The 13,907-nt window shown below is 33.7% G+C and carries 13 protein-coding genes and 3 pseudogenes; 7 read left to right on the top strand and 9 right to left on the bottom strand.

The features are described from left to right. Positions 1 to 41: 41 nt before the first annotated feature. The 6 genes and pseudogenes from wmk (OPR44_RS02705) (at position 42) to OPR44_RS02680 (ending at position 6,380) form a co-directional block, all read left to right on the top strand. On the top strand, positions 42 to 980 hold the full coding sequence (wmk, locus tag OPR44_RS02705) for a WO male-killing family protein Wmk (RefSeq protein ID WP_265015255.1): 939 nt from the start codon (positions 42 to 44) through the stop codon (positions 978 to 980). A gap of 171 nt (positions 981 to 1,151) precedes the next feature. Then, positions 1,152 to 1,808 (top strand): JAB domain-containing protein, encoded by a 657-nt coding sequence (locus OPR44_RS02700; protein WP_019236972.1) that lies wholly within the window; start codon positions 1,152 to 1,154, stop codon positions 1,806 to 1,808. Between the two features lie 135 nt (positions 1,809 to 1,943). Beyond that, positions 1,944 to 3,137, top strand: a complete 1,194-nt coding sequence (locus tag OPR44_RS02695; protein WP_265015254.1) for a hypothetical protein — start codon at positions 1,944 to 1,946, stop codon at positions 3,135 to 3,137. A gap of 116 nt (positions 3,138 to 3,253) precedes the next feature. Next, positions 3,254 to 4,150 (top strand): WO male-killing family protein Wmk, encoded by an 897-nt coding sequence (wmk, locus tag OPR44_RS02690; RefSeq protein ID WP_265015253.1) that lies wholly within the window; start codon positions 3,254 to 3,256, stop codon positions 4,148 to 4,150. Between the two features lie 25 nt (positions 4,151 to 4,175). Further along, the gene (gene wmk / locus OPR44_RS02685; RefSeq protein WP_265015252.1) at positions 4,176 to 5,180 is read left to right on the top strand and encodes a WO male-killing family protein Wmk; all 1,005 of its coding nucleotides are present in this window, start codon (positions 4,176 to 4,178) and stop codon (positions 5,178 to 5,180) included. 111 nt (positions 5,181 to 5,291) lie between these two features. Further along, positions 5,292 to 6,380, top strand: a pseudogene (locus OPR44_RS02680) (IS481 family transposase). 95 nt (positions 6,381 to 6,475) lie between these two features. On the opposite strand, the gene OPR44_RS02675 reads toward OPR44_RS02680, so the two are convergent. Further along, positions 6,476 to 7,405, bottom strand: coding sequence for a patatin-like phospholipase family protein (locus OPR44_RS02675; RefSeq protein WP_265015436.1), 930 nt, complete (start codon positions 7,403 to 7,405; stop codon positions 6,476 to 6,478). Between OPR44_RS02675 and OPR44_RS02670 the strand changes: the two genes are divergently transcribed. Continuing rightward, complete coding sequence (locus OPR44_RS02670; protein ID WP_038197876.1) at positions 7,392 to 7,916, top strand: phospholipase D family nuclease; 525 nt, start codon at positions 7,392 to 7,394, stop codon at positions 7,914 to 7,916. The two genes, OPR44_RS02675 and OPR44_RS02670, sit on opposite strands and share 14 nt — an antisense overlap. On the opposite strand, the gene OPR44_RS02665 is transcribed toward OPR44_RS02670, so the two are convergent. From OPR44_RS02665 to OPR44_RS02630, 8 genes and pseudogenes are all read right to left on the bottom strand, one after another. Then, the gene (locus tag OPR44_RS02665) at positions 7,917 to 8,132 is read right to left on the bottom strand and encodes a hypothetical protein (RefSeq protein WP_265015251.1); all 216 of its coding nucleotides are present in this window, start codon (positions 8,130 to 8,132) and stop codon (positions 7,917 to 7,919) included. Positions 8,133 to 8,177: 45 nt separating this feature from the next. After that, entirely contained in the window at positions 8,178 to 8,699 is a 522-nt protein-coding gene (locus OPR44_RS02660) for an ankyrin repeat domain-containing protein (protein WP_265015250.1), read from the bottom strand. Between the two features lie 52 nt (positions 8,700 to 8,751). Further along, entirely contained in the window at positions 8,752 to 9,687 is a 936-nt protein-coding gene (locus OPR44_RS02655) for a contractile injection system protein, VgrG/Pvc8 family (RefSeq protein ID WP_019236475.1), read from the bottom strand. Next, a pseudogene (locus OPR44_RS02650) lies at positions 9,688 to 9,896 on the bottom strand (tail protein X). Beyond that, the gene (locus tag OPR44_RS02645; protein WP_019236473.1) at positions 9,893 to 10,249 is read right to left on the bottom strand and encodes a phage tail protein; all 357 of its coding nucleotides are present in this window, start codon (positions 10,247 to 10,249) and stop codon (positions 9,893 to 9,895) included. The pseudogene OPR44_RS02650 and the gene OPR44_RS02645 overlap by 4 nt, the downstream one beginning before the upstream one ends. Next, positions 10,249 to 12,527, bottom strand: a pseudogene (locus tag OPR44_RS02640) (phage tail tape measure protein). The gene OPR44_RS02645 and the pseudogene OPR44_RS02640 overlap by 1 nt, the downstream one beginning before the upstream one ends. 115 nt (positions 12,528 to 12,642) lie before the next feature. Next, on the bottom strand, positions 12,643 to 12,897 hold the full coding sequence (locus OPR44_RS02635; RefSeq protein ID WP_019236471.1) for a phage tail assembly protein: 255 nt from the start codon (positions 12,895 to 12,897) through the stop codon (positions 12,643 to 12,645). A gap of 133 nt (positions 12,898 to 13,030) precedes the next feature. Beyond that, positions 13,031 to 13,894: an Rpn family recombination-promoting nuclease/putative transposase gene (locus OPR44_RS02630; protein WP_019236470.1), complete on the bottom strand. Its 864-nt coding sequence runs from the start codon at positions 13,892 to 13,894 to the stop codon at positions 13,031 to 13,033. Positions 13,895 to 13,907: the final 13 nt, after the last annotated feature.

The following is a 13,907-nucleotide window of genomic DNA, read 5'->3' as shown; positions in this document are numbered from 1 at the left end:
TAAGTATACGTAACAGCTCTTCTGGTTATGGAGTATAAAATGTGAAAAAAGAGAATAAATGCTCTAATTTTTTAGATTACAAAGTAATAGGACAGGAAGTAAGAAATCGTAGGTTAGCAAAGGGATATACTCAAAAAGATTTAGCAAAAAAAATCGATACAACATATCAGGTAATACTGCAATATGAAAAAGGAACACGCAGAATTTCAATTAAGAAGTTATATGAATTAGCAGAAGCATTATCAACAACTGCTAGAGATCTAGCTTGCGGACAAGAAGTATCAAATGAGGAAAGGTATGAGGAAGAAGAGATATTAAATCTAGTAAGAAGACATAAAGAGATTAAGGACCAAGAATTACGTGAAACGTTTTATTTATTAACTAAATTCATCCGTATTAGTGAGGAAGAAAGTGGAAAGGCAGTAAAAGTAGAGGTGGCAAAGGGTTTAGTTAAGGAAGGAGTTTCTGCTCATGTTATCTCTCAAACGACCAGTTTATCTATTGATGAATATGATAATGATGAGAAAAAAATTTCTATTCCGTATAAAGTAGGTCAAAGAATAAAAGAATGGAGGTTGAGAAGAGGATACACTCAAGAAGATTTAGCAAGTAAAGTAGGCATAATAAATCAAAGAATATATGAATATGAACAAGGACGAGCTGCTGTTTCACTTAAAATGTTAGATGAAATAGCAAAGGTACTATTAATTAATATTACAGGTCTGCTTCCAGAAACAAGAGAAAATGAGAATAGTGAAGTGGAACTATCAAGGTTAATAGAAGAATACAAAAAGATTAAAAGCCAAGAATTACGTCATGTACTAATAAAATCTCTGTTTGAAAGCATACAAGTTTGCAAAGAGAAAGTGAAGAGAGTAGAAAAGATGAAAATTGCAAAGAATTTAGTTAAGGAAGGAATTTCTATCAATATTATTTTAAAAACAGTGGGCATCTCTTTAGACGAAATTCAACAAATTTAAAATAAAAAAATCAGTATCTATTAACACTTTTACTTTTTGATGAAAAAATAAGTAAAAAAGATTTAAAAATTGATTTGACTTCACGTGAAAGCTATGGCCCTATGCCAATGCTGATAAAAAAACAGCAGTAAATATTAAAAAAAAGTTTGTTGTTAGTGAAGGGTAAATTATATGAATAAAAGTAAAGAAGAAATCGAATTCAGAATATTAGAAAGCAAAGGCAAAGCACTACTTGATCGTGAAATAATGGAAACATTTCTAAGTGCAGTACATGAAAGGCCGCAGGCTCAGGAAATTGCTAAAAATCTGGTGAATACCTATGCAGGAGTAGGAAGGATTTTAGGTCGAGAAATGGATGACCTGAAAGTTATAGAAGGAGTAACTGATTCTGCAGTAGCAATGATTATGTGCGTTAAGGAAACACTAGAAAGGGTATTGAGAGAAAAGCTTAAGAGTGAGCCAATAATGGACTTGCAAGGGCTAGTAGAATATTTGAACGTAAGTATAGTCCACTCAGAAAGGGAATGTGTAAAAATACTGTACTTGAATAAAAGGCGCCAATTAATCGGAGAAGAATCCTATATTGGTGAAATGGAAAAAGCACCAGTATACATAAAGGAAATTACAAGAAAAGCATTAATAAAAAATGCAGCATTAATAATAATGTCACACAACCACCCAGGTGGGAGTTTAGAACCATCAGAAGAAGATCAAGCAGTAACGAAGAGTTTAGCAGCAGCATGTAGTACTGTAAGCGTTAGGTTATTTGATCACATTATCATCACAAGTGCAGGGTATTTTAGCTTTAGAGAAAGTGGATTGTTATAGCAAAAAGAAAGAATTTAGCATCTAAACTGATTAAGAGAAAGTATTTGCAAATCCACTCGCTATAATTTATAATGAGTAGCAGAGTGTATAACAATTGTACATTTGAAAAGTATTTTTAATAGTGGAGGTAATTGTATGAGCAATAAAATAATCGTACCTTTTGGTGATAAGGAAGGAGGCATCTACGAGTTAAACGTTAATCTTGATAAATTATCAAAAGGTGAGATGCTAAATGCTATTATAGGAATTGGTCGTGCTAACCAGCAGTCTACTTTTGTAAGCAAAATTAACAAGGCTAAAAAGCTTGTAGATAAAGAAGTAGTACCTTTCCCTGGTAGAGAAGTTTGCGAAAACCAAATCAACTATGGGAAAGGACTTGACTATATATATGGCACAAAACCTTTAAATGATCAAGCAGAAGATTTAAATCCATTTACTTCAGCTTTGCAAAAAATAAAGCCAAGTGCAGAAAAGTTGAGCTGGTTTAAGAGTGCTGTAGTAGAGGCAAAGAACGTAAACGAACTGCACAAGGCTGTAGACGAAGCACTAGCTGCTGGAGCAAGGCTAAATGCATGTAATGATGGGGAATGGAGTTTTGCAGAATATGTAGTATTAGGTACACATTTTCACAGATTAGAAAAAAGTGATCGAAAAAAGCTAATACGTAAATTAATGCTAAGCGGTGCAGAGTTTCATGATACTTTATTGCAGAATAAACTGATAGGTGAAATCTATAATGAGCTACAACCAAAAATTCAGCCACAGATAGATAAGCAACTAGAAGAACTAGGAAAAGCTGGTGAAAGTGCTGTTCAGGAAGGAGCTTTAATAGATCTAGAAATAGATAATAGGACGTTTTTTGTGGAATTCTCTGAGGACAGCAAGGTAGAAGTTGCCAAAGTACTGAAAGCAAACAGAGAGTTAGGAAGTAATATTTTTAAAATTGGCAATAATGCAGTTGAAGTTAAAAGTGAGAAGGGAGGTATAAGAAACTATACTGATATTTCAGATGGTAGCTCTGTCATGTTAGAATTTCCTACAAGCGTTGGTAAGCTAAATATTATATTGTACCAAGAGGCAGATCAGGTGCAGGTTAGAGTAGCAAATAAGGAAATGTGGGCTGAGTTACAAAAAAGAGGCGAAGAAATTGGAAAAAACTGCCTTTTTGGTAGAATGAAAGTTAAAGAAGCAGTAGAGAAAGGTAATTTCACTAGATGTGGCATATGGAGTGAAAAGTATGCTATAAAAGAGGTTAGCAATGATGAAGTATTGTCTTCGTGGGTAAATAGGGTATGTGGAGGTAGTAAAGAAACCTTTAGAGGGCTTTAACCAACCTTCTTTCTTCATTTTATGGGTTAACTTTAAGGTTTCAGAATCTACCATTATATCTGGAGCCTTAACAAAATTGAGATATAGTAGAAAATATTATATGCAAGGTTCTTTTTGTGGAAAGAAGTTTAGACTATGAAGTAGGGCAAAAAGTAAAAAATTGGAGGTTAGAGCGAGGGTACACTCAGAAAGATTTAGCAGAGAAACTTGGTGTAAAGTACTGGGTAATACTGCAATATAAAAAAGGGAACCGTAGAATTTCAATTGAAAGGTTGTATGCTATAGCTGAGGTACTATCAATCAGTATTACTGATCTTATTCCTGTATCAAAAAGCTGTCTTGAAGATGGGGGAGAGGAAATATTAAATCTAGTAAGAGAATATAAAAAGATTAATGATCAGGAGTTACTTAGAATGTTTTGTTTATTAACCCAATTTGTCCAAGTTAGTGAAAAAAGTAGTAGGAAAGCAGAGAAAGTAAAAATTGCAAAGGGTTTGGTTGAAGCAGGAGTTTCTGTTGATATTGTTGCAAAAACAATTGGTCTGTCTGCTGATGAATGTGTTGAAGAAAAAACAGGTTCTATATACTGCCAAATAGGAAAAAAGATAAAAGAATGGAGGCTGGTGAGGGAATATACTCAAAAAGATTTAGCAGAGAAAATGAATACAACACGTCACGAAATAAGCAACTATGAACAAGGAAGGACTGCTGTTCCACTTGATAAATTATATGAAATGGCAGAAGCATTATCGATTAATATTACGGATCTACTAATAGAGGAAGGGAGTAAAGTGAAAAATGAGCTACCTGATTTGATTAAAGAATACAAAGAAATTGAGAGCCAAGAACTACGTAATGCATTAATAAAATTTCTGTTTGAAGGAATACGGCTTTGTGAGGAGAAAGTGAGAGAGGTAGAAAGGATTAAAGTTGGAAGGGATTTAGTAAAAGGGGGAATTCCTCTTGATATTATTTTGCAAGTAGTTGATTTATCTGCTGATCAAATTGGATGAAAATTTATTTCTAAATAAGGTATATATGTTTGTTTCTGTAAGAGATGTTAGTCCTATAAGTTACAAAATAGGGCAAAAAATGGAAAATAGCAGGTTAATGCGAGGGCATACTCAAATAGAATTAGCAAGTAAAATAGGTTTAACATACCAAGAGGTAAACAGCTATGAAAATGGGTATAGTTCTATTCCAATTGAAGTACTATATGTAATAGCAAGAGTATTATCAGTTGATGTTGTAGATTTATTACCTGAACCAGTAATAGTAAGGGAAGACAGCTATGAAGACGAGGAAATACTCTATCTAACAAAAATATACGAGAATCAAAAGTTAGGCAAAATAGTACCTTCATTAGTCAGGTTTGTTCATATTAGCGAGAAAATCAATCAAGAGGAGGCAAGATTAGAGGTAGCAAAAAATCTAGTTAAAGAAGGAGTGTCAGTTGACATAATTTCCCAAGCAACCGGCTTATCTATTTACGAGTATAATGATACAAGAAAAGAAGTCTGCACTGATTCTATATATTACAGAGTAGGGCAAAGAATAAGAGAATGGAGATTGATAAGGAGATATACTCAAAAAGATTTGGCGGATAAAGTTGATTTAACGCTCAAGGAAATACACGAATATGAAAAAGGATATACTGCCATATCATTTGATAAATTATATGAAATAGCAAGAGAATTATCAGTGAATATTAAAGTTTTGCTACCTAAAACGAGAGAAAGTAAAGAAGAGAATAAACTATTGAGTTTAATAAAAGCTCTGTTGCCTAAAATAACAGAATGTGAAGATGAGAATAGCAAAAAGCTATTGAGTTTAATGGATGAGTACAGAGAAGATGAGAATCAAGAATCGTTAGATGCATTAGTCAAATCTCTATCTGAAGATATGAAAAGTGGCAAGGAAAAAGTTAAAAAAGCAGAAAAAATCAGGGTTGCAAAGAATCTATCAAAGGCAGATGTTTCTATTGATATTATTTTGCGAGCAAGTGGCCTAACTGTTGGTGAGTTGGGTGAGTGTGAAAATTGAATTGTGTTTGAGATATAAGTAAAAGTAGTTAATATATTTGTATTAAACAAGACTTGATCTGACACTTTAAAAAAGTAAGTTATAAAATAATAAAAGAAAGGAGTGTTAGATATGAGTACGATACAAACAAAAATACTAAAACCAAAGTTAGGGTTATTAGAACTAGCAAAGCAATTAGGTAACGTATCACAAGCGTGTAAGGTGATGGGTTATTCGCGTGATACATTTTATCGATTTAAGGAGTTATATGAAAGTGGGGGAGAAGGAGCATTACATGAAATAAGTAAGAAAAAACCCCTATTAGCAAACAGAGTTTCCGAAGATATAGAAAGGGCAATAATTGGCATAGCTACAGAATTTCCAGCATATGGACAACAAAGAGCTGCAAATGAGCTGAGAAAAAGGGGTGTAATAATTTCCGAAGGTGGCGTAAGATCTGTATGGCTAAGAAATGACATTGAAACGTTCAAAAAAAGACTTAAAGCCCTTGAAGCAAAGGTTGCACAAGACGGCATAATTTTAACTGAAGAGCAACTTGCAGCATTGGAAAAAGTTAAAGAGCAAAGAGAAGCTCACGGTAAAATTGAAACAGAACACTCAGGTTATTTAGGGTCTCAAGATACTTATTACGTAGGCAATATCAAGGGCGTTGGGCGCATTTACCAGCAGACTTTTATTGATACATATTCGAGAGTGGCTTTTGCTAAGCTTTATACAGATAAAACTGCTATTACCGCTGCCGACTTGCTGAATGATAGAGTAATACCATTTTTCGATGTACAAAACGTGCCATTATTGCGCATTTTGACTGATAGAGGTACAGAATATTGTGGTAAACCAGAAAATCACGCTTATCAGCTTTATTTGGGAATTGAAAATATTGATCATTCAAGAACTAAAGCCAATTCACCACAAACTAATGGCATATGCGAAAGGTTTCATAAAACTATGCAAGATGAGTGTTACAATATTATCTTTAGAAAGAAAATCTACAGTTCTTTAGAAGATTTGCAGATAGATGTTGATCATTGGTTACGCTCTTACAATGAGACCAGGCCTCACTCAGGTAAATATTGCTATGGTAAAACGCCTATGCAGACTTTTCTTGATAGCAAACACATTGCTTTTTAGAAAAATATTAGTAACGTTAAACAAGAGACTGATATTAGTTTTAACTACCTCAATTCTTCTGTCAGTTAATTCGTTGCTGTCAGATTAAGTTGTGTCTAGTACAATATATTATCTATTCTAAACCCTTATTTAGCTCTGCAGAATTTTTTTGGCATTTCTACGTATCAAGATAAAACATCACAGAATTTATCGATTACTTTTTGATTACCTTCTATCATTGCATTTGCCTCTTGCTGAAGAAATTTGATGTTTTTGAGTGTAATATTGTCCATCTCAGTCGATGCTACTTTCAATTGCGATTGTATTCTTATGTATTTATCATCTATTACTTGTTCTAGTTGATAATCAACGCAATCCAATCCAGAAGCAAACATCACATTCAGTAGTGGCTTGATCCACCCTATTTTGCCAAATCTCCTTGAGTTAGCATACTTTATACTTCTATTTGTTCCACCAGTACCTATTGATAGCAGTATAATCTCATCATTTGGAAATAACCTCTTACCACTTGCATATGCACAAGCTGCTGGATTATTTGCAAAAACCCCTCCATCCACTAATACTCTGTCTATCTGGTCAATTTTTAGATATTTTGGTATGAAATAAGTAGGTGCAGCCGTTGTAGCTCTGAGTGCATCTTTTAATTTGACAAAATCTCTATCTTCTCTCCAACTCTTAAAAAAGAAAGGATAGTTGTTATGAATATCATAACTTGTTATCAGTACCTTACTTAAAGTATTTTGTAGAGTATCATCACCAAAATATTTATCCAGTACAAATTCAATATTTTTATGTGGGTATTGTGCACAGTTAAACCAAGATAATATTGATCGCCTGAAGAATGAAGATTTAAAAATATATGACCCGTATTCTTGGTAAAGCTCAACTAAATCATTTGCTGAATATTGGAGATTTCCCCGTTCATCTTTTTTGCATAACCCAGCTACAACAATTCCGCCTGTTGAAGTACCAGCCATAAGATCAAAAATTTGATAAATAGGTTTCCTTGCTCTCTTTTCTATTTCTGCTAGAATTACTGCTGGTATTATGCCCCTTATACCACCACCGTCAATTGAAAGGATGTATTTAGTCATGAGTAGATATTTATTAGTTTTATTAACTTGCTCACTTTTATCAGGGTGTGTTTCTTGTCCAAGTACTACTGTATGTTTCACTCCTAGAGAAAATTGTACCAATCTAATAATTGATTCTATGGATCATGCTAAAAAATCCGTGTTGGTTCAGGCATACCAATTTACCTCAAAGCCTATTGCACAATCTTTAATTAGAGCAAAAAAACGTGGTGTTGATATTAAGGTTATTCTCGACGAATCGCAAGTGAGCTCAAAGTATAGCGTTATCAATGAGCTGTTTCATCAAAGAATACCAATATATATAGACTATAAACCTGCAATTTCACATAGCAAAATTATGATCATTGATAATCAAAAAATCATTACGGGTTCGTTCAATTTCTCTGATGCTGCCCAGAAAAAGAATGCTGAGAATCTATTGATCATAACTGGAGATTCTCCACTAGTTGAGCAATACATCGAAAATTGGGAAGATCGCCAATCACATTCTAAGCCTTATATGCTAGAATAGTTACTTTGAGTTAGCTTTGAATTCATCCAATTCCTCAGAAAGATTTTTTACCCGCTCTTCCAGACGATATACCGTAACAGTTAATCCATTATTTTGTTTTATGAGTTTTTCATGTATATGCACTCGTAAATCCAGTTTGGCAAGCCACCAAATCGCCGCTACCGTCTGTATTAACATCGTTACAATTACTGCGATTGGGATTTTTTGATTTTTCATAATTACTTAAATGTGGATTTATTATGGATAACTACTTTATAGTAACTACTTCTCTGATTTGTACTGTTCCTCTGCTCTAGCCAGTAACTTTATTATTTCTTTATAAGGTTTGTTTTTATCGTGTCGCGATGCCATTACAGCTATTTTTCTAGCTCCTTTTCCGTCATTATCTTTTATGTTAGGATTCGCGCCTTTTTCTAATAAGAACCTTACAATTCCTAAATGCCCTTCACCTGCAGCATGATGTAAAGCTGTCCTTTTAAAAGCATTCTTATCGATTGCATTTATATTTACTTTCTCTTCTACTATTAAAAATCTAATAGTATCTAAGCATCCTTCTCTTGCTGCATAATGTAATGCAGTTTCGCTTAAGTTTGGTATTATATCTTTTACTAAAAATCTCGTTGTTTCTAAACTACAACTTACAGTAGCTACTTGTAGTATCTTTCTGTAATTCTCGTTAGCTTTGGATTTTTGGTAGCAATATGTAACAACAACACATACTATTAATGATATAAACCATACAAAATGTATTTTATCCTTTTCATTACATTTTAGTTGACTCATATTCAGTAGTTTCTTTACATTGAATAGACTATGTACTTATTTTTCCTTAACATTACTTACTTAAAGATGCTGATAACATAGTAAGGTAACCTGAGCTATTTAGAGTATGCTCTGCTCTATTAACTATCCATTCACCATCTACTGCTTGATTAAAATCTATAAGATTAAGCTTTGCTTCTGCAAATAACTCTGGATTACCAGACATAGTTATATCTAAAGTTTCATTGTTACGCTTCAATTGTTTCAATTTGGCATTTGCTGCGCTTAGCGCTGACTCTGCATTTGGGTAAATTTCTAGCATAATATAACTTGGTTCGCCGCTACCAACTATTTCTTTAATAGTTTCACCCTTTTCATAGCTGTGCCATTTTGCTACTACTGAATTGTATTTATCACGTACGGTAAAATGCACTTTCCAATTAATTGTGTCTTGAGGTCTAATAGTCGTTGTTCCTAAAGCTTTTCCTGTGGCTGATTTTGCCATGTTTTTTGAAATAAATAATATATACCCACCAGCTAATTTTACCATTGCTTCACGCTCTATTGCTATTTTCGTTAGAAGGCTTATATCACTCTCCTCAGTTTGATTGATGTGAGATATAAGTACGTCTTTAAATTTCTCATCGACTTTATGTCCATATCCATGTTTTTGAGCTATTTCTTTCACTAAGTTTTCTATGGTAATTTGATGCCATTCTTTTGATACTTTTGCTTTTAAAGATATTCTTAAATTTGTTGCATGAGCTTTTATTAGTAGAGTCTTAGGTGGGCCTTGTATCGTAACTTCGTTGACTGTATATATACCCATTGGAAAGATTCCCGTTTCCTTATAACCCAGCGCTATGTTCAATTCACTTGGAACTTCCACGTTTTCATTGCCATAATCAACGCACACCTCTGCAACATCATCTATAGTACCAGATTCATCAGTAAGATGCACCGATATTACATGATCTTTTATTCCTTCAATGCTAAATTCAGGTTTCATTTATTCCCATACTTTTAACTTCGATTTTTTTAATTGCTCTGTATTGTAGGTAACCTGATCTTTAATCCTGCAGGCAAAAAACTTCCATACTCCGCAAGTCCAGGGTTTTCCTCCAATACTATTTCTACTGCTCCAGAGCTATATCCATAGTGTTTAAAACATATGTAATCTAACATTTCATTTTCTCGTGCTATATAATGTACTATCATATATAACGCCTTAAACTTAAGCTAAATTCTATCTTTTTTGGTAATCCACATGGAAAATACGACGTTTGCTTTTCTTCTAACCGCACAATAACAAATCTTCCCAAAACATTTCCTAAATTGTCTACTAAGATACTTGGTTCCTGATTTTCCTCAGCTTCTTTCATACTTTTTAATTGATTTAAATCATTGAGATTATGGAAATAAATTATTCCTTCTAAGTCTATATTTTCTGTACCTTGGCCAATATTTTGTAATGAAGGTATTTTACCAATACACTCAATTGTACTCCAACGGTTTTCTTTACTATACCTTAAACTTGTTGGAGAAAGCTTATGCTGACCAAGTGATAGCATTAGTAAATTGGTTCTATTGAATCAAACAGAACGTCACGCGATTTTTCTCTTATTCTTTTTATTACTCATCAGCAAGACTACGTACATCTTGGTTAGGTTCTGCTTTTATACTTATATTAAATGTAAAAGTTTGATTAAAAATTTTTTGTTCACACTTTTCACAGTCTTTTAAAACTTTCTCTGAATTATCTGCTACAGAACTTTTTTCTGTAATCACTCTAGTACTTTCAATATTCGTTCTACTATTCGAAATTCCACTAAAAGTATTATTATTTAATAAAGGATTTCCTTTACTAAAAATACTTCTATTTTCACTGATTATCTTAGTTGTATTGCCTATTTTTGCTTCTACTGGTTTCTCAAATGCTTTTATTGGATTATCATTAAACAATTTTCCTACACCAATCCAATTTTCTATAGGTTTTGTAATTGATTTCCAGATACTTGAGAAAAAGTCCTTTACCTTCTGCCAATTAGCGATTACAAGCGCTGCACCAACTGATAGTCCAGCAACAGCAGCTCCTATAGGATTGGTTAGCGTTAAAGCTTTCAGCCCCATGATTACTGCTGGAATTACTCGTGCTGATAATGAAGTTAATACTGGTAAAAGTGTTCCGTGCAAAATAGCCTTAAAAGTTAATATTCCACCTCCAGCCAATGCAAATACATAACCAAAACCTACCACTGCAATCTTACCAATAATAAGAGCTGAAATTATACTCATTATTCCTGTAGTAATAACTGGAAACTTTTCTGAAAACCAAGCTATGGGGTTAGTTATCTCTCTTAGAATATTACTTATCCACTTTAAAGGAGGTAGCATTACTGAGCCCAGATTCATTCCCACCTCTGCTATCGCATTCCTCAGTAATCGTAAGTTATTTGCTGTAGTTGCTGCACGATTGTTAAACTCTTCTTGCATGGACTGTTTAAATTCTTCCTCATCAGCTAAATGATTTATGGCATCTTTATAATTCTTTAAGCTTCCAACTAGTAATGCAATATCATCTTGATACTCTTGACCAAACAGATCAAGAAGGATTTGCGAACGTTCCTGTTTATCTACCTTCTCTAGAGTTTCAAAAAAGTAAAGTAGTGCGTCTTGGCCATTTCTGCTAATCCTTTGTGTCATCTCTTCTGCAGTTATTCCCACATCTTCCAATGCTGCTTTAAACTTTTTCCCCTGTCCTTCAGCAGTCTGAAGTTTACTAAGTAGAGCGTTTATTGCAGTTGCTGCTTTTGCAGGTTGTTTGCCCAGGCTAATAAAGGCATTTACTAAACTACTTGTCTGTTTAATATCAAAACCAAACTGTTTTGCAGTACCACCAACTATAGCAAGTGCTTGGACCATATCCTTTGCTTTAGCAGCACTATTATCTGAAAGGTGATTTATAATATTACCTACTCTTTCCATGCCTGCTACCTCAATTCCATAAACATTGGCAAGCTTAGCTATAGAATCACCTGCTTCTTCTGCAGACATATCAAATGCTGTGGCCATTTTAGCTACTGTTGTTGTAAATCCAATTAACTTATCTTTTTGAATTCCAAGTTGTCCACCACTTGCAGCTATTTGTGCTAATTCTGTAGCTGATAGAGGTATTTTACGGGATAACTTCTTTATATTCTCACTAAACTTATTAAATTCCTCATCATTCTGAAACTTTACAACCTTCTTAACATCAGCCATAGCACTTTCAAAGTTAATCGCAACTTTAATTGGCGCTGCAAGCGAAAGACCTAGTCCTATAGTCTCCATTACTTGTGATCTATAATGCGCTTTTCTTGCTAAAGCATTTTGCTGTTTTTGTATTACAGATCCTAATTTACTGTATTTTCCTTTTAGTACTTCAATAGATGAACCAAGTTTAGTTTGATCTCTCACTAAAGATTTAACATCCTTTCCACTTTTCCTAATTTCTTCATTTAATGTGTGAAGTGCATCTCTCTTTTTAATATAAGCCTCTTTTGCCTTTGATGCCGATGCTTTCAATTTTTCGAATTCATTTCTCAGTGCTTTGCTTGGCTCTTTTTTTTCCTTCTTCTCTTTAGCAATTGCTGTAGCTGATTCTTTCGCTTTCTTCTCCGCTTCCTTCCAATTCTTCATGGCTTGAAGGGCATCATGATTTAATTGCTTAAATTTGGAAACCGATTTCATTGATGAATCAAGCTGCTTTATACTATCACCCAACTTAGAAAGCTTTGCTGCACTACCTGTCATTGCATTATTAAAACTGCCATCTAACGTTGCACCTATTTTTATTGAAAGCATTGACATTTTTTTGTTACTCCTTCACTTACTTCTAACCACTTTAGAAACTCTTTTGTACTCATATTAATAATTTGCTCAATTCCACTTCCTGTTGTTGAGCTAAGTTTTAAAATATTGAATCTTAACTCCTCTGTTCCAGCGGCGACAAAAAACCTTTTAGCACCTTCTGTATTTCTACATAATCTTTAATACATAAATCTTCAACTACTTCTTTTGGTACGGATGCTAGATTAGCAATTAAAGCTACTTCTTTTAAAGCTTCGCCTTCTATGCGTTCTATAGCAAGTAAATCTCTTACTTTAGGTTCACGTATCGATAATTCTGAGACAGAAATTCCATCAACTGTTATTGGGTTATTAAGTGTTATAGCTTGCATACTTCTCCTGAAAAAGTTAATTAAATAAAAGTCTATATCGGCTTTTACATAACTAATTTTTGTTACTATAGTTTTTGTGTTTGATTAACGATTCTTCATACTAAATTTCTCAATATAAAGATGATAATAGGGGTTATTTCCCTTCAACTTGAATTAATTCTTGAACCTCATCGACAGAAAGACCTGTACACTTGACAATAGTGTTAATATCAACATCATTAGTCAACATCGCTTTTGCAACTTCAATCTTTCCTTCTTTTTTGGCATCATCAAGTTTTTGAGCAAGGACAGCCTGTTCATCACGAATACGCTTAGTCTCCTGTTCATAGGCTATAAACTCTTTTTCTGACCAGTTAAACCTGTTTAGCTCTTCATACGCTTTTTTGATTATTACGTCACTTCCTGTTATCCTTTCCAATTCTTCTTCACTTGTTTCATCAGCGTACTTAAAAAAATACACCCACTTCTCAACTATATTTGAAAGCTGATCTTCTTTAGTTTTGGAAAATTTAGGCAGTTCAATAAATACAAAGTAAAAATCTTTTAGATCATGTTCATTAGTATCTTCATCTCGAATGGTGTGTTTTGATTTATACTCAGACTTATCCGGAAATAGTATACAATCTGCTATAGCAATAAAGATAATTTCCTTAAGGTCATGGTATTGATCGCCCTTGTCAGCTTGTCTTGAGTAAGCTTTAGCTGCGTAGTATTGGGCACGTTTTTCAAAGCCTTTGGTTTTAGCGACCTGCATCTCAATTATCCATTGCACTCCTGTGGAATCTCTACATAGCACATCAACAATACTTTGCTTTTTAGATGCAATATCAGGATCTTGAATAGTACTTAAAAACTCTATATCCTGTATTGCATTTTTGCCAGTAAAGCTCAAAATATCATTTAGAAAGTGAATGAGGATATCTTTATTCTTTTCTGTACCAAAGATACGGCGGAATGCTACATCATTCTTAGGGTCGAGAAATTTAGATAAAGCCATAGCACAAATGCCT

The sequence above is a fragment of the Wolbachia endosymbiont (group B) of Camptogramma bilineatum genome (assembly GCF_947251825.1).
Classification (GTDB): Bacteria; Pseudomonadota; Alphaproteobacteria; order Rickettsiales; family Anaplasmataceae; genus Wolbachia.
The sequence above is the reverse complement of the archived record's forward strand: the minus strand, read 5'-3'. Positions and strand labels throughout refer to the sequence as shown.